Here is a 24,054-nt window from a genome sequence, read left to right on the forward strand (position 1 = left end):
CTGACTTGCTAGGACGTTCTGCGATAAGTCTGCTGCTCTTAGGCTTTTTATTGCGCAGCATAGCAGTCGCTTCGATAGCCTTAAGCCCCTAAAACAAGCAGCAAGACAATTTATGTCGCCCTACTCTAGTGCTTTAATCTTTTTTTTGGCATGATGAAACTGAATTCATAGTGAATAATGATAAATGGAACAAATGCGTTGGTTAGAATTGCTTTCTGCAATTCGTTTAGGTAGTAAAAAAAGCAGTACAGAATTGGCTCGAAGCCCATTCCATAAAGATTATGACAGAATTATATTTTCCCAAAGCTTTCGCCAACTCAATAGAAAAACCCAGGTTCACCCACTGACTCAACATGATGGGATTCATACCCGCCTCACACACTCGCTAGAAGTGTCTTGTATCGGCCGCTCACTCGGCATGCTTGCGGCTGAAAAAATTAAAGATGAATTACCCATGTGGATCTCACCTGCCGATGTCGGGGCGATCATTCAGGCGGCGTGTCTGGCACATGATATTGGCAATCCACCCTTCGGTCATGCCGGTGAATATGCCATTCGTGAATGGTTTGATGATGCCTCTCATCGGGACTTCCTCACCAAACTGACACCTGAAGAAGAAGCCGATGTGCGTCAATTCGAGGGCAATGCCCAGGGACTTCGCCTGCTTAGCCGGATTGATTATCATCCAGATGATGGCGGAATGCGCCTGACCTGTGCCACGCTAGGCGCCTATTTAAAATATCCATGGCTATCCAAAACCATTGAAGAACAAGGTGATACGCCTTCCCATCAACGGGAAAAATTTGGTTGCTATCAATCTGAAAAAGAAATTTTAAAACAACTGGCTGAACAGCTCGGCCTGATTCAACTCGGTGAATATCATTATTGTCGTCATCCCCTGACCTATTTATTAGAAGCTGCTGATGACATGTGTTATGCGCTGATTGATCTGGAAGATGGCATTATTCTGAATATGTTGAACTATGCCGAAGTTGAACCGATTTTTTTGAATCTGATTGCCGATTACGGTTATCCCGAGGAACTCCATTTACCGCATACCACCTGGCAGCAGAAGATCGCAGCTTTACGTGGTCGTGTCATGAAGCGTTTGGTCGATGAAGTCACCACTGCTTTTGCCAAGCATCACTTTGAAATTCTGACAGGCCAGCTCAAAGGTAGCCTGCTACAATATTGTTCACCGGATATTGAAGCCGGTATTCAAACCGCCAAGAATCTTGCCAGAGACCGTATCTTTGAACATCCTCAAAAATCCGGTTTAGAAATTATTGCACATCAAAGTTTGCAAACCATTCTGGATGCCTTTATTCCTCTGACCATGCCCCATAAGGCACTCAGCTTTAAAGAGCAGCGATTGATGTCAATTTTGCAACATTCAGGCGTAAATCTGCAAAACAACCATTATAATAATATTATGCAAGTTCTTGATATTATTAGTAAGTTCTCAGACCATCAGGCTTATAGTCTGGCGCAAGAGTTGCAAGGCAATAAGATAGGCTTTTTTTAGTGAAGCGATTTATTGATGACGGGAAGACTTGGGGTACGTTTGCGAAGTATCCTATTTTAGTTGTATGTCCTTTCTGCCAGAGTCATGCACGAGTAATTCAACCCGAACAAAATGATCAGATTGAAAATAAAATAATTTTTAGTTGTATATTCTGCTGTAAAACTTTTGATCAAGACCAGCAGCAACAAAATAACTTAGGCTATTTTGACGAGATCAACGTAGAAATTAATCAAACCTGCACTTGTAAACGTGGGAAATATTACTTTTCCCACTCTTATGCTCGGCCCAGTACTCTTCCGCCTTTTATCAAACTGAATTGTACTTTCTGCCAAAAAGAGCAAGTGTATAATTCTCCTTATCCGTTATTGACCTATAAAATCCCGAGAAAATCAGGGTTTGAAATCAATAAAGATCCTTTCTTTGGTTATCGGCTGTATCTCACTACAGAAACAAGGCATGGTCTTATTTTCGTGTATAACACGGAACAGTTAAATGATTTGAAGGCTTACATCTCTGCTGAGCTAAGACAGAGAACCTATACCAATAAGAATAAAACTTACTTAAGCCGATTGCCTGCCTGGATAAAATCCGCACGAAATCGCAAAGAAATCCTGAAAGCTATTTTGCGTTTAGAACAAATGGCTACTACTATTCAACCATTAACAAATAAGTGAAAGATTCAATGATCGGATGTTTGATTGGCGAAGTGTTTGCCCTGGAAGCCCCAACCGTATTACTCAATGTAAATGGTGTAGGTTATGAAATTGACACACCACTTTCGACATTTTGCCAATTACAAAAAGGACAAAAAGTCACTTTATGGACGCATTTAGTGGTCCGTGAAGATGCGCAGCAACTGTATGGTTTTAGCGATGCTCAGGAAAAAACCATTTTCCGCACACTCCTCAAAGTGAATGGTGTAGGACCTAAAATGGCACTCGGTATTCTTTCAACCTTGAGTGTTGAATTATTGATTCATACCATTGAACATGACGATGTAAATACCCTGATTAAAGTTCCGGGTGTAGGTAAAAAAACTGCTGAACGCTTAATGATTGAATTACGTGACCGATTTAAAGCATTGGCCCATCCTGCAGGTGGCTCAAGCAATGCTGCGGCAACGCAAATCCAGTTCATGTCAAACTCACCTGTTGCCGAAGCCGAGGCCGCATTACAATCACTCGGTTATAAGCCGGCTGAAGCACAAAAAGCCGTTGCAGCCGTCAAAGCAGATTATACTGAGTCAGCCGACATTATCCGTGCTGCGCTTAAATCCATGATGAAGTAATAGATATATGCAAGATCGTCTTATTAGCGGAACAGAAAAACCGGAAGATCATTTTGATCGTGCCATTCGCCCTACGTCTTTGGCTGATTATATCGGTCAGCCTGTAGTGCGTGAACAAATGGAAATCTTCATTGGCGCGGCCCGTGGTCGTGGTGAGGCACTCGATCATACCCTGATCTTTGGCCCACCAGGCTTGGGTAAAACCACCTTGGCGAATATTATCGCACGTGAAATGGGCGGTAATTTAAAATCGACTTCTGGTCCAGTGTTAGAGCGTGCTGGAGATTTGGCTGCCATGCTGACCAATCTGGAAGAAGGTGATGTTCTGTTTATTGACGAAATCCATCGTCTTTCACCCGTGATTGAAGAAATCCTCTATCCGGCGATGGAAGATTATCAGCTGGATATCATGATCGGTGAAGGTCCTGCTGCCCGCTCAATCAAGCTCGATCTACCTGCGTTTACTTTAGTTGCAGCCACCACACGTGCGGGTTTACTCACTTCGCCGTTACGTGACCGTTTCGGGATTGTGCAACGCTTAGAGTTCTATTCGGTTGAGGATTTGACCCATATCGTGACACGTTCTGCCAATTTGATGGACGTGCCGATTACCCATGAGGGTTCAACCGAAATCGCCCGCCGTGCACGCGGCACTCCACGTATTGCCAACCGTTTATTACGTCGTGTTCGTGATTATGCCCAAGTCAAGGGCACAGGTGAAGTGACTCAAGATATGGCACAACGTGCTTTAGACATGCTTAATGTCGATAAAGCAGGTTTAGATACGCTCGATCGACGTTATCTCAGTATGTTACTGGAACGTTTTGAAGGACGACCAACCGGTGTTGAAGCTTTAGCCGCAGCGATGGCAGAAGACAGCGGAACGCTGGAAGATGTGATTGAGCCGTATTTGATTCAGCAAGGTTATGTGATGCGGACGGCACGCGGCCGTATTGCAACCAATATGGCGTATTTGCAATTTGGTATGACGCCACCTGAGTAATATAAATATTTTCAATTAAACCCTTCATATAATGAGATGATTGGAATAGCATATCCATGATTTTAATCATCTCATTATTTTTAGGATAAAAATGAAAATTAAAACTTTAACTGCCGTATTTGTGAGTAGTTTATTTCTAGCAGCCTGTGGGGGCGGAAATGATAATGCAGATAATAGCAATTCATTTCAAGGAAAAGAAAAACTAGATTATAGCAAACCAGAGAATCTTGAAATCATTTATGCACCCATTATCAATTTATCAAGCATTAATGGAAATCAACTGATTGATACTATCACGCTTGCTGAATCTGTTTTTTATTTAATACAAGGCGGAGAACAATCTGGCTATAAGGCATCTTGCCGTAACAAAGGCGGTAGTTTCAGCAAAGATAGCCAAAGTGTTACGCTCAATAAATGTGAACTACAATTTACAAAAGATGGAATTACACAGCCTATCTTTGAGGAACCCATGTTTTTATCTGGAAAGATTAATACTCAGGGTTATTGGGTAGAGAATAACTTTAAAATTGATACGACACTCACTCAGTTTAAAGCAGAAATAGACAACGAAACAACTACCTATAACGGTAGCAAAAGTAGCCTGTCTTATTCCCCTAATTCACGTCCATTTAAATATGATATCAGCAAAATAGAAACTAACTGGACCGATAAAAACGATACAGAAACCTATAAAATCACCAACTATAGTTTTGAACCTTGGTCTACCGGATCTATCACCAAAGGAAGCTTAACTGGAATATCAAATAACAAAGAGTTCTCGGTGAATTTTAACAATCAAATCAAATTTGGAAGTGTTGAGGATGCACTGGCTTTTTATCCAAGTTTTGCTGAAATTGTAATTGAGGATAGTAGCAACCGTAAAAATGCAATCACCATTACAAGAACCAGTGATTATAAAGCTTTAATTCGTGCCTATTCTAACGGTTTAAGCGTAACTGGCTTCCCTAAAGTTGTAGACTGGCAAGATTTAAATTATTAAAAAAAGCCCTCCTCTCGGAGGGCTTCTTTTTTATCAAGTTCAACAATATGTTATTTATTACTATTTCCATCTTCGAATTGACCCCCTATCATTCCCTGATTGCTGCCGACTGAGCATGGAAATAGGTAAAAACATGGCTAATCATTTTGAATTTAAAATTCGCGTTTACATTGAAGATACAGATGCGGGTGGTATCGTCTATCACGCCAACCATATCCGTTTTATGGAACGTGCGCGCACTGAATGGTTACGTGCTGCGGGTGTAGATCATTACTGGCATCAACAAGATTACAACTTTGTAGTGCATCAGATTCAGGTCAAATATGTACGACCTATATTAATGGATGATTTAATTACCGTTACAGCACGTGTTATTTCGTGTAAAGCCGCATCATTTGTGTTGCAACAAAATATTTATCGTGGTGAAATCTTGCTGGCTTCAGGTGAGGTTGTGTTGGCATGTTTAAACAAAGAGTTAATGCCACGTCGTCTTCCTGATGAAATTCGTGACCTGATTCAAAAAGAATTGGCACAGGACTAAAATAAACTTTCGGCACAGTAACTTATGGCAACTAATTTAGAATCTTCTCTACACATCTCCGACCTTATTTTACAAGCAAGTCCTGTTGTACAGCTGGTCATGCTGATCTTATTACTTGCTTCGATTTATAGCTGGTATCTGATTGCAAAATTACATATGGGCTTCAAAAAAGCAGGACAAGATGATGAGCATTTTCAAAAGATGTTCTGGTCAGGTGCCGAATTAAATACCCTTTATAACAATGCTCAACTCAACTCTAAACGTCGTGGTTTGGAAGACATCTTCTATCAAGGGTTGGGTGAGTTTTTTAAATTACAAAAACGTAAAGCAGATACCAACCAGACTATCGAAGGAACTGAACGTATTCTTCGTGTCGGTTTAAGCCGTGATCAGGGTGGTTTGGAGCAAGGTTTAGGCGCGTTGGCCAGCATTGGTTCGGTTGCACCTTATATCGGTTTATTTGGTACTGTCTGGGGTATCATGAATGCCTTCATTGGTCTCGCTGCAGTTGATCAAGTCACTTTAGCCACCGTTGCACCGGGTATTGCCGAGGCCCTTATCGCTACCGCAATCGGCTTATTTGCTGCCATTCCAGCGGTACTTGCGTTTAACCACTATACCGCCAAAGGTGAATCAATCTATTCAGACCGTGCCTTATTTGCAGAAGAAATGGTTGCTCTTTTACAGCGTCAAGCAATTGGAACGACACAGGAAGATGCATAATGGCGATTCAACGATCTGGACGTTTTGAGCGGATTAAGAAACCACTAAAAAGCGATATGAACGTGGTTCCTTATATCGACGTCATGTTGGTGCTACTGGTCATTTTTATGGTAACCGCACCCATGATCACCAGTGGTATCAAAGTGGATTTACCTCAAGCCAATAACCACCCCATTGAATCTAAAGACATGCCGGCAATGGTCACGATTGGTAAAGATGGTGATATCTTTTTGCAATATCAAGAACACAAAGGCAGTGAACCGTTATCACTTGTCCAGCTTGAAACCCTTTTAAGTGAGGCACAAACTCAAGCCGAGCAAGAAAATAAGCAACTGACTGTTCTGGTGAATGGTGATAAATCTCGTCCTTATGGTGAAGTAGTTTCACTGATGGCGAGTCTACAAGAAGCCGGCCTAACTCAAGTTGGCTTACTGACCGAGCCGTTAAAATAAGCTATGAAAAAATTTCAAGAGCCGCCTTTTAAACAAAATGCGATTGCGCTGGGTTTCACACTCGGTGTGCATGCAATCGCGATTGTTGGCTTACTGTTTTTAGGCTTGAGTAAACCACCGGAAGAGCCTAAAAAACTCACCACTATTTTGGTGAAGCCAGAAGATTTACCTTCATCGCTACAGCAGCCTGAACAGCAAGTCACGGCTGACAAACAGGCACCAGAAGTGGTCAGTCCGAATGTAGATCCGACCCTGCCTGAAAATATTCCTGTAGCCCCTCCACCACCAACGGCTCAACAACTTGCAGCCGAGAAGCAAAAGGCAGCTCAAGCACAGCAGGCAAAATTAGCTGAACAAAAACGTAAAGCTGAAGAAGCTGCTCGTGCTCAGCAAGAGGAACAACAACGTAAACTTGCAGAAGCACAAGCACAAAAACAACGTGCAGATGCTGAAGCAAAACGTCAGGCCGATACGAAAGCAAAAAATGAAGCTGAAGCAAAACGCCAAGCCGATGCAAAAGCTAAAAATGAAGCTGAAGCAAAACGCAGAGCTGAACAAAATGCGAAAGCTGAAGCTGAAGCTAAAGCTCGCCAGAAAGCAGAGCAAGATGCTAAGTTAAAACAGCAGAAAGCGGCTGAAAATGCCAAGCTTCAAGCTCAACAGGACGCGAAACGTAAAGCTGAGGCAGATGCCAAACGCAAGGCCGACGCAGATGCAAAAGCCAAAGCGGATGCAGATGCTAAACGTAAGGCTGACGCCGATGCAAAACGCAAAGCCGATGCAGATGCTAAACGTAAAGCCGATGCAGATGCCAAGCGTAAAGCAGATGCCGATGCGAAACGTAAGGCTGACGCCGATGCCAAACGCAAAGCCGATGCAGATGCGAAAGCCAAAGCTGATACCGATGCAAAACGCAAGGCTGACGCCGATGCAAAACGCAAAGCTGAGGCCGACGCCAAACGTAAAGCTGATGCAGATGCGAAAGCAAAAGCTGATGCCGATGCAAAACGCAAAGCTGAGGCCGACGCCAAACGTAAGGCTGATGTAGATGCCAAAGCGAAAGCTGACGCGGATGCCAAACGCAAGGCCGATGCCGATGCAAAAGCCAAAGCTGAGGCAGACGCGAAACGTAAAGCTGAGGCAGAAGCCGACGCAAAAGCCGCTGCTGCTAAAAAAGCGGAACAGGATGCAGCTCAGAAAAAAGCCGATGCAAAACGCATCGCCTCAACAGCTAAACGGGATTTTGAACAAAAAATCTATCGTGCATGGAATATGCCTGCTGGTTCATCAGGTCAGCGTGCCAGTGCACGTGTCACCTTGAGCGATAGCGGTGCTGTATTATCTGTTGTTGTTTCTGCGAGCGATCCAGATGTGAAAGCAAGTGTAGAGGCTGCAGTTCGTGCTGCTGCACCTTATCCAATGCCAGATGATCCGGTTGCACGCCGTGAGGCAAGAAGCTTTACTTCAAGTTTTACTGCAAAATAGTAATGAATAGTTAACGTTACAGGCTTTTAATAGCACAAAGCCTGTAACTGTGTTAAATAATCAACAGCCACAAAAATACGACGCAAGTAATTGTAACTATGGACAAGACTCGTAAACACCTCCTCTCTTTAGCAGTTTTCGCTGCAATTAGCACAGTTGTTCCTACTGCAACTTTTGCTCAATTACACCTAGAAATTGCCAAAGCACCTGAACAAGCACCCAAAATCGCGATCATTCCATTTGCCAATGACAATGCGATCTATCCAATTGTGGAAAGCGACTTGAATCGTTCAGGCCGTTTTACCAGTGCATCTCAGAACTTACCTGCAACTGCCAGCCTCAATCAGGTACAGGCAGGCGATTGGCAAACTGCAGGTGTGCCTTATGTCGTCGTGGGCCAAATGAAGGCTGTGGATGCAAATACATTTGAAATTCACTACCAGTTGTACGACGTACAAAAACAACAATATCTACTGAATGAAGTCCTGACTGTGCCTCGTTCACGTGTGCGTCAGGCAGGCCACCTGATCAGTGATACGATTTATCAGGCCTTAACTGGTATCGCAGGTGACTTTAGCGGCCGTATTGCCTATGTATTACGTAATCAGGCCACTCCTGCACAACGTTATACCTTGCAAATTGCAGATACGGATGGCGAACAACCTAAAACAGTTCTGTCATCACGTGATCCGATCCTTTCTCCGGCCTGGACACCTGATGCCAAGAAAATTGCCTATGTGTCTTTTGAAACCAAACGACCTGCAATTTATCTACAGGATTTAGCGACTGGCCAGCGCGAAGTGCTAGCTAGCTTCCGTGGTTTAAACGGTGCACCAAGCTTCTCGCCAGATGGTAAATCAATGCTATTTACTGCATCGATGCACGGCAACCCTGAAGTCTATCAAATGGATTTAAGCACCCGCCAAGTACAACGCATGACCAATGACTCTGCGATTGATACCGAAGCACGCTACTCACCAGATGGCAAATCCTTCATCTTTACCTCGGATCGTGGCGGTTCACCACAGATTTACCGCTATAGCTTTGATGACAGTTCAGTCAAGCGTCTTACCTTTAAAGGTGCATTTAATGCGCGCGGTACTTTAAGCGCAGACGGTAAAAAGATTGCCCTGGTGCATCGTCCAAGTGGCAGTAACTACAAAGTTGCGATTCAGGATATTAATACAGGGATCACCAATATTCTCACGCCAACCAGTTTAGATGAATCACCGAGCTTCTCGCCAAATGGTCAAATGGTGGTTTACGCAACGCGTGAAGGAAATCGTGGCCTTTTATCAGTCATGTCTACTGATGGTCGTTTCCGCATGAATTTACCAAGCGAACAAGGTGAAGTTCGTGAACCTGCTTGGGCACCAAAATAAATTTAATTGATTGGAGAATCATATGAACATTAAATATCTAACGCTGCCACTGATTGCTGCGACACTGGTTTTCACGGGTTGTGCAAGCCGTAAACCTGCTGCTGAAATTACTACAGGTACGAATCCGAATGGCGCATCATCAGTCAGCACTGACGGTTTAAGTGAAGATGCCGCTTTAAATGCACAAAATCTTGCTGGCGCATCTTCAAAAGGCGTCACTGCTGCCAATAAAGCATTCTTGGCAAAACGTGTTGTTCACTTCAACTATGACAGCAGTGATTTATCAAACGAAGATTATCAAACATTACAAGCCCATGCCCAGTTCCTGGTTGCAAATGCGAATTCTCGTGTTGCCCTTACAGGTCATACCGATGAGCGTGGTACACGTGAATACAACATGGCACTTGGTGAGCGTCGTGCCAAAGCCGTTGAAAGCTTCTTGATTACCAATGGTGTGAATCCGCAACAGCTTGAAGCAGTTAGTTACGGTAAAGAATCTCCAGTGAATGCAGGTCATGACGAAGCTGCATGGAAAGAGAACCGCCGCGTAGAAATTAACTACGAAGCAGTTCCACCACTATTAAAATAATTGTGGTTTCGCTGTAAATAAAAATGCTCACTTCATGTGAGCATTTTTATTTCATTGCTTAAGATGAGGATTGAGCGTCAGGCTTATTTTGCATCGACTCAATCAAATCATGCTTATTAAACTCTTTATATTCTGGCTTGGCCTCATACTCTTTCCATGCATCCTTCACACTTTCTTTGGAAATCGTATCTAAGTTAATGGGTTCACTTGGCGTGGGCGTTGCCTCAAAATTCTTGGTTGTCATCTTTAGCCTCCAAACATCCTGTTTAGTATCTATGCAACATAGCATGTAATGGCTTAGTTGTAATCATAAAAGCAACATAAATAAAGTAAGATAATTTTTATTTTTGGACGATCTCATCTAGAATAGCCACATTCATTTTTATCAATTTTTGACACGGCTAAATCGGAGCTATTCAATATGTCAAACCTTACTTTGACCCAATACCTAGAACAACAAAATGGGAATTTGACTCCAGAGTTGGCACAAGTCATTGAAACAATTGCAGCAACTTGCCAGACCATTGACCAAGCCTTACAGAAAGGTGCTTTAGCAGGTATTTTAGGCAGCGCGGGCAACGAAAATGTCCAAGGTGAAACCCAGAAAAAATTAGATGTCATTTCCAATGATTACCTGATTGATGCATTGAAAGTACATCCACAAGTAGGTGGCTTGGCTTCAGAAGAACTGGATGACTTCACCCCTGCTCAAGAAAACGGTAAATATCTGGTGTTATTTGACCCATTAGACGGTTCAAGCAACATCGACATCAATATGTGTGTGGGTACCATTTTCTCTATCCTTCCAGCAAAAAATGCAGTCACCCAAGCTGCTGATTTTATGCAGGCAGGGACTGAGCAAGTTGCTGCTGGTTATGTACTTTATGGGCCATCAACCATGCTCGCCCTGACTGTTGGCGCGGGTGTTGTATTCTTTACTTTTGACCCGAAGACACAAAGCTTCTTGTTAACCTCTGAAAAAGTTCAGGTTTCAGCAGATACACAAGAATTTGCCATTAACTCGTCTAATCAACGTCATTGGGAAAATCCGGTAAAACGTTATATTGATGAGTTACTTGCGGGTAAAACTTCGGTGCGTGAAAAAGACTTCAATATGCGTTGGGTTGCATGCATGGTGGGTGACATTCACCGTATCTTATGCCGTGGCGGTATCTTCCTTTATCCATATGACTTGAAAGACCCTAAAAAAGCAGGTCGTTTACGTTTGATGTATGAAGCAAACCCGATGAGCATGTTGATTGAACAGGCTGGTGGTGCATCTACAACAGGCCGTGTTCGTATTCTGGATATTCAACCAACCGAACTCCACCAACGTGTTCCAGTGATTATTGGTTCGAAAAATGAAGTTGAACGCGTTACCAGCTATCACTAATTAATTTTATAATCAGGGCATTATCATCCACTTATAATGCCCTTTTGGATGTTTATCTTATGGCAGTTATTTTTCTAGAATCAAAAGACAATGCAAAGATTAAACATTTGCGTGGGCTGATCGAGCTGAACAGCGCCCGAAAAAAACATCAGCAAACGGTTCTGGAAGGTACTCATCTTTGTCTGGCTTGGTTACAACAGCAGAAAAAAATCTTTTCTCTCTTTACCACTGAACAGGCACTCAATCACCCAGAGTTACAACAGGTGATTGAATTACACCAAGGGCATATTTTTGTCATTAGCGAAGTACTGTATAAAGATTTGAGTACTCTAGGCACAACCTTGCCCTGCTTGGCCATTATTGATCTTCCAAAAAGCTCAGCGACCATTGATTTTAAAGCAGATACACTCATTCTTGAAAATGTTCAGGATCCAGGAAATGTCGGTACACTGTTACGCTCTGCGGCAGCTGCCAATATTAAACAGGTAATTTGTACGCAAGGATCGGCTTCATTATGGTCACCGCGTGTATTACGTGCGGGTATGGGTGCACACTTCAGTCTGACTTGTTTTGAAAATTTCCAACTCAACGACCTACTGCCAAAGTTTCAAATTCCTGTATTTGTCACCAGTTCACATCGTTCAACCAGTTTATATAGCCAAGATTTAACCCAACCTTGTGTATGGATCCTGGGTAATGAAGGCCAAGGCGCAAGTGACTATGCCCTAGAACATGCCCAAGCGGTTACAATTCCTCAGCCGGGTGGTCAAGAGTCTTTAAATGTTGCAATCGCGGGTTCAGTCTGCTTCTTTGAAATGGTGCGCCAACGTCAGTAAAACGTTATTTTATTTTAAATACGCGTTTTTTACTGGGGAAATCTATTACACTACTAAAAATAATTGCTTAAGTTGTCAACGCGCCCACCATTTTCAACGTTATATGATTAATGAATTGAAATAATAATGGTGGGTATCCATGACAGGATTTTCCATCTCTATGGATTTAGCACCTAAACAGGCTCGAACAGAAAACGGTACTGATCGTAGTACAGTTGAACAACGTCTGCGTTTCTTTATGCAAGACGTGACTGGTCGTGCGCTTGTGATGATGGAAAGTGCGACACAGGGACAACAAGGCATTGCAATGGATCTGGTTCAGGAAGCCTTTATTTCATTGCATAAATCCTATGCCGATAAGAGTACCGACGAATGGTATCCCCTGTTCTATACCATATTGAATAATAAGCTCCAGGACTGGAGAAGAAAGGAGGCTCGTCGAGCAAGTCCATTCTCATTATTTAAAAAGATCAGTTTAGACGATGACGAAGAAATCATTGATGTAGTCGATGAATCAACTCCAAATCCATTTGAGTTCCTTGATCAGGAAGTGACTATGGAGGAAATTCAGGCTGCAATCAATCAACTACCGGTCCGTCAGCAACAAGCGTTCATGTTAAGAGCATGGGAAGGCTTTGATACGATGACGACAGCGCAAATTATGGATTGTAGTGAAGGTAGTGTAAAAACACATTATCACCGTGCAATTCAGGGACTCAGAATTGCCTTAGAGCACTTAAATCCACATACGGGAGGATCATCAGATGAAGAAAGATGAGTTCGCTAAACAAGTGACTTCCAAACTTGATCAACTTGCAAGAGAGCAGCACCACAATAAAATGCGGGTGATGAATCATGTTTTAGATACCGTACAAAAGAAACCAACGTCTTATTACAGTATCTGGAAAATGACAGGCTTTGCCTTTGCAGCCGCGATTATGGGCATTGCTGTATTACCAAGTTCTTTACAGTTAATCGATAAACCACAGAATCAGGTGGTGGTGAATCCGAAACTTTCACCTCAGATGGTTGAAGATATGGAAATGTTACTGGTTTTAGGTGAGGATAAAGTTCCACATGGCAGCTAAAAGATTAGCACTTGTTGTGTGTACGCTTGGATTATTGCAAACCAGTTTTGCGGGTTCAGAACGTTTCTGGATTTTTTCCAAACAGAATAAACCAACGACTGAAGAAGCATGGGATGATTTAACTCCTGAAGAACAACGCGTTTTAATTAAACGCTATCAGTCGTTAAAGGAAATTCCAACCACACAAAGTTCACAGCTCCAGCAAAGAATGGAATGGTTTACTCAACTGCCGGAAGATGAAAAACAGAAAATGCGTGATGTCTGGCAGAAAATGAGTACTCAGGAACGCACCACCTTGCGTAAACGCATGCAAAATGCGAGTACCGAAGAACGCGTCAATATCCGAGAAGAATATTTAAGTAAATATGCTGAACACTAATTTTTTAATTTTCAATTCCAAAAAAAGAGCGCCTAATTTGGCGCTCTTTTAAATTATATAATTTACTTTCTCAGGCGGCGGTAAGCCAATAACCCCAGTAAACCAAGGATAGACAATAGATTGGTACTGCCTCCCCCTCCAGCTTTACGCGTATCATCTGAGGTCGTACCTGTACTGATAATTTTCACGGTCGCTGTATTTGAAATTAAACCTTCCGCATCATAAACCTGATAATTAAATGAATAATTGAATGGGTTAAAAATATTTATTTCCTGAACATAGATATTACCACCATAGCAAGTTTCCTGCTGATCAGGTTCAGGACAAGGGCCTTTACGATCAGCAGTGACACTAATATTTTCTGATGGGACATTAGACAATCGTATTGGTAATTCAATACCTTCTGCATTTCTCCAGAATTGTGGTTTATTCGGGTTACTAGCAGGCCCTTTTCCACCTTCTCCCATATCACCATAATCATTGGCGAAGTTCAGCAGGTTTACGGTGACCCTTTCTTTTTTCTGATACTTTAATGTGACAGATGTATCTTTTGCTTCTGGTGCAATATTTACAAAAGCAGCACTGATAAGTCCTGAGGAGGTAATCGAAGGATCTGCCCGATATTGAACTGTATATTTACAGAAAATTTTATCGCCGGCTTGTGTAATACGATCATCTTTGCGATAGAAAATAATTTGTTCTAAGTCATTATTCCATTCACACACCAGATTTTTAGCATCACTTTCATCTATATTTTCGACATCAGCATTGATTTGCCCTTTTCCTAAAGGCTTTGTTGTAACGATATAATTTTCTTTATTAAAGAATGCTAATTTAGAAGTACCATCAGCTTGCTGAGTTTCTTGAGGAATCGGCAACTGATAATTTTTTAAATCAACATAGATCGCTCTGTAGTTTATATTACTCTTGGTCTTTTCATATAGGTTTTTATACTCTTGGGCACGAACCTTATAATAAGTTAAAAAATCAGGATTATTCGGCTGCTTAACAAGATCGTTAAAAAAATCTAGCTGATTTTTATAGTTTGCTAACAAGGTCGTTAACGAAATATTTGAGACATCAGAAACATCACCGGCCGTCAATTTCATAAATTCAACAGAACCAATATCGCAGGAATTACGCGAGTCCGGATCATAATGTAATGTCCCATCTGTAATACGCGCAATATTGCGCTGATCTGCTGCACTACAGCCAGTGACACCTGTATTAAGCAAATCTTTGTCCGAATTGGTATTTACTGGATAATATAAAGGTAAGAAAGCTGTAAATTCCGATTCTGGCTGTAATGGGGTTAAAAGCGTACGAATATTAATATTACTGATATCAATATTGGTATGCTTTTCAGGTAAAGCCTGTTTTGGTAAATCACACTTACTCGCTCCATTTAAAGAAATAGCATTATAAAGAGGAGCAATATCTACATCTTTCTCTTCGGTGACATTTCCCAATAGATAACGGCAAGAATACCCTCCATTATTATAAGCAAGTACATTGAAGCTTAATATTTTCAATCCCAATTTATCATATAGAAAAGCAGAGTAAGCATTGTTCTCTACAATGGTATTACTGAGTAAATTAATACTGCTCAAGTTACTTAGAATACTAGAATTATTTGTGGTCGTACTTCCTGCCTGAGTGTCACCTGTAAATTTAATCAAACTACCATTTGTTAGATTTGCTGTATTTTGAGCAATCGTATTTGTGGTCAATGTAGCCGTAGGTTCTCCACAAAACTCCAGCATACTACTTGAATTAGCTGCGCCATTTGCAATAAGGCTACTCGCTTTTACTTCAATATTCCGTTTGGAATATACATTATCATTAATACAACTCATCGCAAGCAGGCTACCTAATGGTGCCCTATTATTTTTCAGTAAACCACTGATAATATTTAATGATGAGGATGGCCCAGCCAAGAAAATTGCCCCTCCACTAATCGCCGCCTGACCATCTAAGATTTGAGTATTTTGTAAATTTACATTACCCCCTGCATAAATCGCGCCCCCACGGTCTGAGGTTTTGCCATTTTTCAAAATGATATCATTCAGGGTTAATGAACTATTATTACCTGTGGTATTGAAAATACGGCTTTGCCCTTTCGCATCAATCGTTGTCTTCAACCCTGTTTGTGTAGGATAATCATTGGTAATAACGCTTCTTTTTTCCCAGTAAACTGGACTTTTGCCCAAAATAACAATATCAATCTTTGGGGCCAATTCTCTATCTAGTACATAAGTACCGGCATCTAATTGAATCGATTTTGTCGTAGCTGGTGAAGTATCAGTGACTTGGCACCCTCCATAAGGCTTTCTGTCTGCTGCCGTTTTAAGTGCTTCGCGTAATGAACAGGCATTATTATTTTCACCATCTTCATCTACAAAAGTTGTGACTTTGATTGGCGCACTACTTGTCGCTGCAAAAAGCGGCATCGTCGCAAGCACCAAGGTGGCTAGCAAAGTTTTTTTATAGTTTTTCATCTCATCATCCCTGATTATGATTTAAAGCGACGCAATCCAATTAAACCGAATAATGCAAAAATTGCACCTATGCCAAAACTGCCACCCCCGACATTTACAGTTTTACTTTGAAAATTATTAGGTGGAGCCTGAACAATTGTGGTTGGGATCGTAATGTAATAATTTGAGACGTCATTAAAACGGGTTGTGGTTGTCATTACCCGCATATTAAATTCATCAGACCCATGCCAATTTCCATTAGGGACATATGTAATATTGCCCTGCTGATCAATCGACAGCTTACCTTTTGAAGGTGTTTGTCTTTGCTGAATATCAAGACAACCTGATTGCCAAGGTAATCCATCCTGACGCTTGCCCAGAACTTTTTCACATGATGCAGGATCAAGCAGCTCACCATCTAACAAGCTATCGGCGATACTAAATTTGGCAATCTCCCCATATAAAATATCTTCCCCAGCAATAGGAACTTCAGCACGGTTAATCACTAACTCAATTGCCCCAAGATCACACAATTCATCATAGCCACTGCGGCTTTTGCCACGCTGATCCGCCCCCTCACAACTTTTCGCAAAACCGGCAGTCGTTCCATCACTATAAATGCGGCCTTTATTTACAATTAATGAATCTGAAAGCTTGGTATATGACATTAATAAACGTGGCTTAAAGTAACCTAACATTTGATCTTTAGGGATGTAATATGGGCATAAAAGGCCATCTGCAGGAGGTGCAGCACATTCGCCCTCATCATTGGTTCCACCCGCAATGAGTTTATTATTTCCTATGAAAAAGTTAGGACTACCACTTGGTGCATTGCGATCACATTCTGGCGTGATCAAATTACTTTGTACAATTGCCTCATCATCGGCAGAACTGGCGCAGTTATTTGCTTCATTTGCAACAATAATACTATTGGAAATATAAGCACTTGGTTCCAGTGTTGTCGTGGTTTTACCATCTGTCGTAGTTGAAACCTCTCTCTTCGGTGCCTGTAAAAATAAGCCTGCAGCATTTTTAATCATTGTCACGTTATTTAACAACATCCCGCCACGAATATTCGCGATATAACCACCTTTGTTATGAAAAACTGTACTATTGCGCAGACCTGATACTCGAGAAGCTAATACTTGTGCTGTAGTCTTATCTGTAAATGATGTTTGGGAGTAAAGTAAAGCACCACTTTCACCTTTTGCACCTTCATTATCACGAATCACGGATTGCGTAATTAAATATAAAGGCATTTCACTGTAAATGACTGCGCCTTGATCTGCCTTATTTGCTTGTATCAGACTATTGCTGATATTCAATAAACTTGCAGTTGTTTTTTCATCTGTCACAGTCCCTGCATTATAGATTGCCCCACCTCGAACTGCATTTCCTCCCATTAAACGGGAATATTGAATACTAAGCGCCTCCCTATTAAAGATTAGCCCGCCATCAGTAATTTTATAGCCAGAACCCTTTAAGTTTAATTCCACGAAGATTACAGGCAGTAGGGTTTCTTCAACACTTTCATCATTAATAACAAATAAACGATCATTCCCTGTCATTTTAATGGTCGCGTTATGCAAACCTTTTTGATTATTATTAAAATCACTACTTGCAGCAGTCATGATGGCCATGCCTGCTTTAATGTGAATTGCAGAGTTTAAGGTATACTCTTTATCTCTTTGAAGAATAATTGTGCTACTGGAGTCTTTATTGCCACAACCGCGATAGCCATTTTCATATTCTTTTTGGCTTCTTTTATTTAAAAACTCTACAGCATTTCTTAGCGAGCAACCGGTATAATTCTCTTCATCAAGCAACGTCGTGACTTGGATATCCGCAGAATATGCGTGCCCAGTCATTACCAATAAAGCACAGGTAAGCGTCCGTTTGAGCATACCGATCTCCTTTCATGTTTTTCATTTTTTTAATTTTACAAACTAGGTGTTTGCAACCACATTCCTTTGTGCGTACTTTGTCATAGCTCTCAAAATTACTCAAGAAATTTTATACTATTGGCGATATTCATCTATCAAGGCATAAATTTGCTTAAGTGTGGTATTGGATAGCTTGGTTTTTTCACCTTTCAGCATTTTTTCAAGCTGAGCCAGCGTTTGTAATAATATTGAGGCCTGATGCGGGCCATTACTTAATAAATAATCGACGATCTGCTGATCAAAATGAATGCCACGGCGAGTCATCACCGATTGAAGCAAGGCTTGACGGTCAATATACGAACTGCCATTTGGGACTTTAACACTCACCGCTTGCGTTAATCTTGACTGAAGATCAGGTAATTCCAGTTTTAATTCTATCGGTGCAACCCGAGATGAAAACACCAATTGGCCTTCATGATTATTCATCAGATGAAAAACGGCTTTTTGCCAATGCGGTACACCACTAATCGCATCAATATCATCTAAGGCAACCAGATCATAAAACTCTAGCGAGGTAATTGCTTCGATAGGTGCATCTAATAGTTCGAGTAATGAGACTTTAATTGCAGGCCGTCCCAGCTCCAGATAAGAATCACAAATTGCAGAGAGCAAATGACTTTTACCCGTTCCAGCGCCCCCATAGACATAGAATCGACTGACCAAACCCGCATGTAATTGTCTAACCGCATCAACCACAGGTCCCCAACCCGGCCCCGAGAAATCACTGATTCGGGCATCGAGTTGCGGTTCTATATCCAGTTGTAGTTGACGCATATATTTAATATGTTCCTCAATTACTTTAAATCATTCGGTTTTGAAGTCTCTGTATCTTGAGAGTTTTTTATTTGAATATCAAGCTCTACTTGATCTGATTCAACATTTATATGTTGAGTTTCACCCTGTACCAGCACAACTTCTGTGGTGGAGCCATAAAAGCGGCTCCGCTCATAATTATCACGTGCATGTTTAAGTAACACAACAATTACAGCTGCTACAGGCAAAGCAATCAGCATTCCAAGGAATCCACCCAGTTGTGCGCCTGCCAATACCGCGAAAACCACTGCAACAGGAGACAAACCGATCTTATCACCCAATAAGAAAGGTTGAAGGATATAGCCCTCGACCATTTGTCCGATCATGAAGACCACACCGACAAGAAGTAACTGGGTCCAGTCCAGCCCGAATTGAAACAGTGTTGCAATCACAGCCGCAATAATTCCGACGCCAAAACCTAAATAAGGAATAATACTTGCCAGACCAGCAATCATGCCAATGATCAAGCCAATTTCCAGACCAATCAGCTGCAATCCGACCGCATAAACAATCCCTAATAGCAACATCACCAGGAACTGGCCTTTCACAAAAGCACCCAATACACTATGGCATTCACGCACGATGGTTAAAGTTGATGTTTCGTAAGGACGTGGGATTAAGCGTCTTAAACTCTGCAACATTCTTTCCCAATCCAGCAAGAAATAGAAAGAAATGATCGGAATCAGCACAACCACACCACCAATCTGGATAAAGTTCAAACCGGATTGGGCAACTCTCAACAACATTGTCTGAATGCTATCGGCACTGTAATTGGTTTGAATATAATCCATCAATGCCTTGGAAATCTGCTCAGTATCTATTTCCATTGGTACAACATTAAATGTATGCGACACCCACGGCAAGAAAGTGGCATTAACCCAGTGAATACCTGCTGGGATACTGTCCCGTGCATACATGAGCTGTTTCCAGATCAACGGTACCAGGAACCACAACACCATGGTCAAGGTCACCCCAATACCAATAAACACGATACTGATGGCTAGCCAACGCGGTAATTTAATTTTGACAAGAACATCCACGAGTGGACTAAACAGGTAGGCAATGAAAAAAGCACCTACGAACGGAATGACAATGGGCTTTAGCAGATAGAGCACCCAAAGCAATAATGCGAGCCCAGCGAGGATAAAGATACGACGTAGTACCTGATCTTGCATAAAATCTAGCCTTTTTTTGTATATTCGTTATAAATGGAAAAAAATTTAATTAAAGATAGCATTTTCGAGCATAAATAACATAAGAGTTTCGTATATTCAGGTTATAATCTGCCGCCACTGCGGAGACTTCACTATGAGCAACTCAACTTCTACCTCAAACACTGGTTTAAGCTATAAAGATGCGGGCGTCGACATTGAAGCGGGCGACGCATTAGTCGATCGTATCAAATCTGTCGCTAAACGCACCACTCGTCCTGAAGTAATGGGCGGTCTTGGTGGCTTTGGTGCACTATGCAAAATTCCAAAAGGTTATGAAGAACCTGTATTGGTTTCAGGAACAGACGGCGTAGGTACAAAATTACGTCTGGCACTTAACCTCAACCGTCATGACACCATTGGTCAAGACCTTGTGGCAATGTGTGTAAACGATTTGCTCGTTTGTGGCGCTGAACCCCTTTTCTTCCTCGACTACTATGCAACAGGCCATTTAAATGTTGATGTTGCAGCAAATGTAGTCACCGGTATTGGTACGGGATGTGAACTTGCTGGTTGTGCATTGGTTGGTGGTGAAACTGCTGAAATGCCGGGCATGTACGAAGGCGAAGACTACGATCTCGCTGGTTTTGCTGTAGGTGTAGTTGAACACAGTAAAATTATTGATGGAACAAAAGTGAAGTCTGGTGATGTACTCATCGGTGTGGCATCAAGTGGTGCACACTCAAATGGTTACTCATTACTACGCAAAATCTTAGACGTTAAAAATGTAGATTTAACTCAAATCGTTGATGGTCGCCCACTTGCAGATGTTGCGATGGAACCGACACGTATTTATGTTAAACCGGTACTCGAACTTTGCAAACAAGTTGATGTGCATGCTATGGCTCACATCACGGGTGGCGGTTTACCAGGTAACTTACCACGCGTTCTTCCAAATGGCGCTCAAGCAGTGATTGATGAATCAAGCTGGGAATGGTCTGAGTTATTCCAGTTGCTACAACGTGAAGGTAACGTAGACCGCTTTGAAATGTATCGTACCTTTAACTGTGGTGTCGGCATGGTGATTGCAGTTGATCCAAGCGAAGCTGACAAAGCCATTGAAGTATTAAACACTCAAGGCGAAAAAGCGTGGAAAATTGGTCATATTCAGGAAAATGCCGAATCAGTTGAAGGCGCTGACGAAAAAATTCGCGTGATCTTTGCATAATGAGAATTGCTGTCCTTGTCTCTGGCAACGGTAGTAACTTACAAGCCCTGATAGATGCAAATCTGTCAGGGCAAATCATTGGTGTGCTATCAAACAAAGCTGATGCTTATGCATTACAACGTGCGAAAGATGCCAATATTGCAACCGCTGTTATTTCACACCAAGATTACCCAAACCGGGAAAGCTTTGATGCAGCCATGCATCAACAGCTGTTAGCTTGGCAAGTTGATTTGGTTATTCTTGCCGGCTTCATGCGGATTTTAACACCAGGCTTTGTGATGCAATGGCAAGGCAAAATGTTAAATATCCACCCTTCTCTGTTGCCTGTTTATAAAGGCGTTAATACACATCAACGTGTATTAAATACAGGAGACCGTCTGCATGGTTGTACCGTTCACTTTGTGACAGCTGAACTGGATGCCGGGCAAAGTATTGCACAATCTGCCATTCAGGTGGGTTTACACGATACGGTAGAAAGTCTGGCGCAACGCGTGCATGAACTTGAGCATTTTATTTATCCTCAAGTCGCGCAATGGTTTTGTACAGGTCAACTGCGCTGGCAAAATGGCCAAGCCTATTTTAACCAGAAGCCTTTAGAACGACCGATTCAATTTGCTCAATTCTAAAGAAACAAAACGCATCCAAGGATGCGTTTTTTATTGGCTTAAATTACCAAGCTTTTAATTTTCTCAACGGTATCTAGTGGATGCTCCAATGGGAACATATGCCCTCCTTTAACAACAGAAAATGGAATACCTAGTTTCTTTTTCGCAACCTGCGGAAATTTCTCTTTTAAGAAAACACTCTCTTGCCCTACAACCAAATGTACAGGAACAGGTGGTTTTGGCATCGGTAACCACCACATTGATGGCGTTGTTCTAAACAGCTTCACCTCATCCTGCTTAGGAATCGTTAAAGTAACGCCGCCCCGCTGTGGATCAACAGTTAAGGCATGATCAATGTAGGCTTGAAAACAATCTGCATCAAAATGTTGATAGAATCCACGTGAACCCAGCAACTCAGCCGCTTGTTCACGCGAATCCCAATGATCACGACGGCGCGCAGATAAACCCGCAGGGGTTATTTTATCGACCAGCTTAGGTTTAAAGAGTTTAGCCAAATGAAACACAAAAGATGCCTTACCGATGATTAATGGCGGATCCAGCATAATGACTTGAGAAAATAGCTCTGGACGGCGATAGGCAGCCATTAAAGTCAGGACCGAACCCAAAGAGTGTCCTAAGCCAATCACCTTACGCCCCTGTGCTTGCTGAACAATATTATCAATCACCTGATCGACCAGATGTGTCCAGCCATGTGTAATCGGATAACGTTTGTCATTGCCAATTTCAGCCAGATAAATAATGTCATATTGATCTTTCAACTGATCAAACAGCTTTTGATAAACTTTAGAAGGAACACCATTGGCATGGGCAAAATGAATCAAAGGTTTCATAAGCAGATCTATCTGTGTTTTCACTGATGAGTCAATTATCCTGCTCTACATCTGTATTGCAAATCAAAACAAGAACTGTCCAGTTACTTTTATATGAAAAAAGGCTGTGGAAACCACAGCCTGAGTACGAGAAATACATTGCGGCACAAAGCATCGCATTAATCACGAGACATGCTTATATGCTATTGGATTTTAGCATTCTGCTGAGTTTCAAGCTGCGATGCAAGCGAGCTGCTGATCCCTTCACCAATCTTTGCCCCCATACGGCCCAAGATTGACTCTAAAGGATTACGTTGAACGGTATAATCCACTTTTTGATCAACTTTAAGATCACGCATCAGTGTGGTAATGCTACCGCTACGATCTGCAATACCTAAAGCAATCGCCTGTTCACCTGTCCAGAATAAACCAGAGAAAACTGCTGGATCATTAGACTTCAAACGCTTGCCACGACCTTCTTTTACCGCATTGATAAAGTGGGTATGTACATTATCCAATACAGATTGCACATGTTGTTTCTGCGCAGGGTCTAATGGCTTGGTCATACTTAAGATGTCTTTATTGCTACCTGCAGTCAACGTACGATCTTCAATACCCAACTTTTGTGCCAAGCCGCTTAAACCATAGTTTGGCATGATCACACCAATTGAACCCACCAAGCTTGATGGATTGACAATGATTTCATCGGCAGCAGACGCAATGTAATATGCACCTGAAGCGCCCATATCACCAATGACAGCATAGACTTTCTTATCTGGGTGCTGTTTTTTCTGATAGCGAATCTCTTGCCAGATTTCATCTGACTGCACCGGCGAACCGCCAGGAGAATTAATATTTAAAACAATGGCCTTGCTACCACTTGCATCAAATGCCCGTTTTAAAGCTTTATTGGTATCTTCACTGTTGACCGTTGACTGACCCGCAGATGAATCAATCGTCCCCACAATATCAATCACAGCCAAATGGTCACTGCTGATACTGGTGGTCGATTTCTCAGTTGAAGTTGAGCAGCCTTTAGCCATTGCAATCAAGACAATGAGTAAATAAGCGAAGCCTAAACATTTAAAAAAGATACTCCAACGACGACTACGGCGTTGTTCTTCCACAGACGCAAGAACGGCTTTTTCTAAAATCTGCCATTCTTTGCCCGTCACATTATCACTATTTGTTGATTCGTTTTTTGGTTTTGGTGGCCAATCGGACATAAGATTCCAATCCAATATGTTTTAAAGTGGCTTTATTATATACGCTGATTTCAACAAAACTGTTTAAATAACTTGTTTTAACTTATAATTATTTTTT

25 protein-coding genes are annotated in these 24,054 nt (G+C 41.8%); 18 read left to right on the forward strand and 7 right to left on the reverse strand.

Going from position 1 to position 24,054, the window contains the following annotated elements; all coding sequences use genetic code 11:
- The first annotated feature begins 184 nt into the window (after positions 1 to 184).
- The 11 genes from ACNQO6_RS01670 (at position 185) to pal (ending at position 9,988) form a co-directional block, all read left to right on the forward strand.
- Entirely contained in the window at positions 185 to 1,525 is a 1,341-nt protein-coding gene (locus tag ACNQO6_RS01670; protein WP_440207905.1) for a deoxyguanosinetriphosphate triphosphohydrolase, read from the forward strand.
- Complete coding sequence (locus ACNQO6_RS01675) at positions 1,525 to 2,199, forward strand: hypothetical protein (RefSeq protein WP_343578554.1); 675 nt, start codon at positions 1,525 to 1,527, stop codon at positions 2,197 to 2,199. Before ACNQO6_RS01670 ends, ACNQO6_RS01675 begins: the two co-directional genes overlap by 1 nt.
- 8 nt (positions 2,200 to 2,207) lie before the next feature.
- Complete coding sequence (gene ruvA, locus ACNQO6_RS01680) at positions 2,208 to 2,813, forward strand: Holliday junction branch migration protein RuvA (RefSeq protein ID WP_005284596.1); 606 nt, start codon at positions 2,208 to 2,210, stop codon at positions 2,811 to 2,813.
- 7 nt (positions 2,814 to 2,820) lie between these two features.
- On the forward strand, positions 2,821 to 3,816 hold the full coding sequence (ruvB, locus tag ACNQO6_RS01685) for a Holliday junction branch migration DNA helicase RuvB (protein WP_005229454.1): 996 nt from the start codon (positions 2,821 to 2,823) through the stop codon (positions 3,814 to 3,816).
- Positions 3,817 to 3,907: 91 nt separating this feature from the next.
- Positions 3,908 to 4,816, forward strand: coding sequence for a hypothetical protein (locus tag ACNQO6_RS01690; RefSeq protein WP_440207906.1), 909 nt, complete (start codon positions 3,908 to 3,910; stop codon positions 4,814 to 4,816).
- A gap of 133 nt (positions 4,817 to 4,949) precedes the next feature.
- A complete protein-coding gene (ybgC, locus tag ACNQO6_RS01695) occupies positions 4,950 to 5,357 on the forward strand; it encodes a tol-pal system-associated acyl-CoA thioesterase (protein WP_004771451.1) in 408 nt (135 codons plus the stop codon).
- Between the two features lie 24 nt (positions 5,358 to 5,381).
- Complete coding sequence (tolQ, locus tag ACNQO6_RS01700; RefSeq protein WP_004771450.1) at positions 5,382 to 6,080, forward strand: protein TolQ; 699 nt, start codon at positions 5,382 to 5,384, stop codon at positions 6,078 to 6,080.
- A complete protein-coding gene (gene tolR, locus ACNQO6_RS01705) occupies positions 6,080 to 6,532 on the forward strand; it encodes a protein TolR (RefSeq protein WP_343578550.1) in 453 nt (150 codons plus the stop codon). The genes tolQ and tolR overlap by 1 nt, the downstream gene beginning before the upstream one ends.
- A 3-nt stretch (positions 6,533 to 6,535) precedes the next feature.
- Positions 6,536 to 8,017: a cell envelope integrity protein TolA gene (tolA, locus tag ACNQO6_RS01710; RefSeq protein ID WP_440207907.1), complete on the forward strand. Its 1,482-nt coding sequence runs from the start codon at positions 6,536 to 6,538 to the stop codon at positions 8,015 to 8,017.
- A gap of 98 nt (positions 8,018 to 8,115) precedes the next feature.
- Entirely contained in the window at positions 8,116 to 9,399 is a 1,284-nt protein-coding gene (gene tolB, locus ACNQO6_RS01715) for a Tol-Pal system beta propeller repeat protein TolB (protein ID WP_005229443.1), read from the forward strand.
- Positions 9,400 to 9,421: 22 nt separating this feature from the next.
- On the forward strand, positions 9,422 to 9,988 hold the full coding sequence (gene pal, locus ACNQO6_RS01720) for a peptidoglycan-associated lipoprotein Pal (protein WP_005229441.1): 567 nt from the start codon (positions 9,422 to 9,424) through the stop codon (positions 9,986 to 9,988).
- Positions 9,989 to 10,046: 58 nt separating this feature from the next.
- Here the strand turns inward: pal and ACNQO6_RS01725 are convergent, their stop codons facing one another.
- A complete protein-coding gene (locus ACNQO6_RS01725) occupies positions 10,047 to 10,232 on the reverse strand; it encodes an NF038105 family protein (protein ID WP_440207908.1) in 186 nt (61 codons plus the stop codon).
- 177 nt (positions 10,233 to 10,409) lie between these two features.
- Here ACNQO6_RS01725 and ACNQO6_RS01730 point away from each other — a divergent pair, with 177 nt between their 5' ends.
- The 5 genes from ACNQO6_RS01730 (at position 10,410) to ACNQO6_RS01750 (ending at position 13,684) form a co-directional block, all read left to right on the forward strand.
- On the forward strand, positions 10,410 to 11,381 hold the full coding sequence (locus tag ACNQO6_RS01730) for a class 1 fructose-bisphosphatase (protein ID WP_005284579.1): 972 nt from the start codon (positions 10,410 to 10,412) through the stop codon (positions 11,379 to 11,381).
- Between the two features lie 59 nt (positions 11,382 to 11,440).
- Entirely contained in the window at positions 11,441 to 12,217 is a 777-nt protein-coding gene (locus tag ACNQO6_RS01735; protein ID WP_440207909.1) for a TrmH family RNA methyltransferase, read from the forward strand.
- A gap of 160 nt (positions 12,218 to 12,377) precedes the next feature.
- Positions 12,378 to 12,995: an RNA polymerase sigma factor gene (locus tag ACNQO6_RS01740; RefSeq protein WP_262754604.1), complete on the forward strand. Its 618-nt coding sequence runs from the start codon at positions 12,378 to 12,380 to the stop codon at positions 12,993 to 12,995.
- Positions 12,982 to 13,305: a hypothetical protein gene (locus ACNQO6_RS01745; protein ID WP_005229427.1), complete on the forward strand. Its 324-nt coding sequence runs from the start codon at positions 12,982 to 12,984 to the stop codon at positions 13,303 to 13,305. The genes ACNQO6_RS01740 and ACNQO6_RS01745 overlap by 14 nt, the downstream gene beginning before the upstream one ends.
- Positions 13,295 to 13,684 carry a DUF3106 domain-containing protein gene (locus ACNQO6_RS01750; RefSeq protein ID WP_005284567.1) on the forward strand — a complete coding sequence of 130 codons (390 nt, stop codon included), beginning with the start codon at positions 13,295 to 13,297 and terminating at the stop codon, positions 13,682 to 13,684. The genes ACNQO6_RS01745 and ACNQO6_RS01750 overlap by 11 nt, the downstream gene beginning before the upstream one ends.
- A gap of 62 nt (positions 13,685 to 13,746) precedes the next feature.
- Here ACNQO6_RS01750 and ACNQO6_RS01755 read toward each other — a convergent pair whose 3' ends face one another.
- The 4 genes from ACNQO6_RS01755 to cxpE form a co-directional block, all read right to left on the reverse strand.
- Complete coding sequence (locus ACNQO6_RS01755) at positions 13,747 to 16,182, reverse strand: CSLREA domain-containing protein (RefSeq protein WP_440207910.1); 2,436 nt, start codon at positions 16,180 to 16,182, stop codon at positions 13,747 to 13,749.
- A 14-nt stretch (positions 16,183 to 16,196) separates the two neighbouring features.
- Positions 16,197 to 18,065 carry a rhombotarget A gene (rbtA, locus tag ACNQO6_RS01760; RefSeq protein ID WP_440207911.1) on the reverse strand — a complete coding sequence of 623 codons (1,869 nt, stop codon included), beginning with the start codon at positions 18,063 to 18,065 and terminating at the stop codon, positions 16,197 to 16,199.
- Between the two features lie 114 nt (positions 18,066 to 18,179).
- The gene (locus ACNQO6_RS01765; protein WP_004771428.1) at positions 18,180 to 18,878 is read right to left on the reverse strand and encodes a DnaA regulatory inactivator Hda; all 699 of its coding nucleotides are present in this window, start codon (positions 18,876 to 18,878) and stop codon (positions 18,180 to 18,182) included.
- A gap of 20 nt (positions 18,879 to 18,898) precedes the next feature.
- Positions 18,899 to 20,092: a chloramphenicol efflux transporter CxpE gene (gene cxpE / locus ACNQO6_RS01770; protein ID WP_440207912.1), complete on the reverse strand. Its 1,194-nt coding sequence runs from the start codon at positions 20,090 to 20,092 to the stop codon at positions 18,899 to 18,901.
- A 133-nt stretch (positions 20,093 to 20,225) separates the two neighbouring features.
- Here cxpE and purM point away from each other — a divergent pair, with 133 nt between their 5' ends.
- Both purM and purN read left to right on the forward strand, forming a co-directional pair.
- Positions 20,226 to 21,296: a phosphoribosylformylglycinamidine cyclo-ligase gene (gene purM / locus ACNQO6_RS01775; protein ID WP_343578544.1), complete on the forward strand. Its 1,071-nt coding sequence runs from the start codon at positions 20,226 to 20,228 to the stop codon at positions 21,294 to 21,296.
- A complete protein-coding gene (gene purN, locus ACNQO6_RS01780) occupies positions 21,293 to 21,922 on the forward strand; it encodes a phosphoribosylglycinamide formyltransferase (protein ID WP_440208065.1) in 630 nt (209 codons plus the stop codon). The genes purM and purN overlap by 4 nt, the downstream gene beginning before the upstream one ends.
- A gap of 38 nt (positions 21,923 to 21,960) precedes the next feature.
- Here purN and ACNQO6_RS01785 read toward each other — a convergent pair whose 3' ends face one another.
- Entirely contained in the window at positions 21,961 to 22,758 is a 798-nt protein-coding gene (locus ACNQO6_RS01785) for an alpha/beta fold hydrolase (RefSeq protein ID WP_440208066.1), read from the reverse strand.
- Positions 22,759 to 22,934: 176 nt separating this feature from the next.
- Entirely contained in the window at positions 22,935 to 23,957 is a 1,023-nt protein-coding gene (sppA, locus tag ACNQO6_RS01790; protein WP_343578543.1) for a signal peptide peptidase SppA, read from the reverse strand.
- Positions 23,958 to 24,054: the final 97 nt, after the last annotated feature.

Origin of the sequence: Acinetobacter calcoaceticus (assembly GCF_051947995.1) — a bacterium.
Lineage (GTDB): Bacteria > Pseudomonadota > Gammaproteobacteria > Pseudomonadales > Moraxellaceae > Acinetobacter.

Bases quoted from the DNA above. Each gene is read 5' to 3' on its own strand.
- ACNQO6_RS01670 (WP_440207905.1), top strand. From the start codon at position 185: ATGGAACAAATGCGTTGGTTAGAATTGCTTTCTGCAATTCGTTTAGGT.
- ruvA (WP_005284596.1), top strand. From the start codon at position 2,208: ATGATCGGATGTTTGATTGGCGAAGTGTTTGCCCTGGAAGCCCCAACC.
- ruvB (WP_005229454.1), top strand. From the start codon at position 2,821: ATGCAAGATCGTCTTATTAGCGGAACAGAAAAACCGGAAGATCATTTT.
- ACNQO6_RS01690 (WP_440207906.1), top strand. From the start codon at position 3,908: ATGAAAATTAAAACTTTAACTGCCGTATTTGTGAGTAGTTTATTTCTA.
- ybgC (WP_004771451.1), top strand. From the start codon at position 4,950: ATGGCTAATCATTTTGAATTTAAAATTCGCGTTTACATTGAAGATACA.
- tolQ (WP_004771450.1), top strand. From the start codon at position 5,382: ATGGCAACTAATTTAGAATCTTCTCTACACATCTCCGACCTTATTTTA.
- tolR (WP_343578550.1), top strand. From the start codon at position 6,080: ATGGCGATTCAACGATCTGGACGTTTTGAGCGGATTAAGAAACCACTA.
- tolA (WP_440207907.1), top strand. From the start codon at position 6,536: ATGAAAAAATTTCAAGAGCCGCCTTTTAAACAAAATGCGATTGCGCTG.
- tolB (WP_005229443.1), top strand. From the start codon at position 8,116: ATGGACAAGACTCGTAAACACCTCCTCTCTTTAGCAGTTTTCGCTGCA.
- pal (WP_005229441.1), top strand. From the start codon at position 9,422: ATGAACATTAAATATCTAACGCTGCCACTGATTGCTGCGACACTGGTT.
- ACNQO6_RS01725 (WP_440207908.1), bottom strand. From the start codon at position 10,232: ATGACAACCAAGAATTTTGAGGCAACGCCCACGCCAAGTGAACCCATT.
- ACNQO6_RS01730 (WP_005284579.1), top strand. From the start codon at position 10,410: ATGTCAAACCTTACTTTGACCCAATACCTAGAACAACAAAATGGGAAT.
- ACNQO6_RS01735 (WP_440207909.1), top strand. From the start codon at position 11,441: ATGGCAGTTATTTTTCTAGAATCAAAAGACAATGCAAAGATTAAACAT.
- ACNQO6_RS01740 (WP_262754604.1), top strand. From the start codon at position 12,378: ATGGATTTAGCACCTAAACAGGCTCGAACAGAAAACGGTACTGATCGT.
- ACNQO6_RS01745 (WP_005229427.1), top strand. From the start codon at position 12,982: ATGAAGAAAGATGAGTTCGCTAAACAAGTGACTTCCAAACTTGATCAA.
- ACNQO6_RS01750 (WP_005284567.1), top strand. From the start codon at position 13,295: ATGGCAGCTAAAAGATTAGCACTTGTTGTGTGTACGCTTGGATTATTG.
- ACNQO6_RS01755 (WP_440207910.1), bottom strand. From the start codon at position 16,182: ATGAAAAACTATAAAAAAACTTTGCTAGCCACCTTGGTGCTTGCGACG.
- rbtA (WP_440207911.1), bottom strand. From the start codon at position 18,065: ATGCTCAAACGGACGCTTACCTGTGCTTTATTGGTAATGACTGGGCAC.
- ACNQO6_RS01765 (WP_004771428.1), bottom strand. From the start codon at position 18,878: ATGCGTCAACTACAACTGGATATAGAACCGCAACTCGATGCCCGAATC.
- cxpE (WP_440207912.1), bottom strand. From the start codon at position 20,092: ATGCAAGATCAGGTACTACGTCGTATCTTTATCCTCGCTGGGCTCGCA.
- purM (WP_343578544.1), top strand. From the start codon at position 20,226: ATGAGCAACTCAACTTCTACCTCAAACACTGGTTTAAGCTATAAAGAT.
- sppA (WP_343578543.1), bottom strand. From the start codon at position 23,957: ATGTCCGATTGGCCACCAAAACCAAAAAACGAATCAACAAATAGTGAT.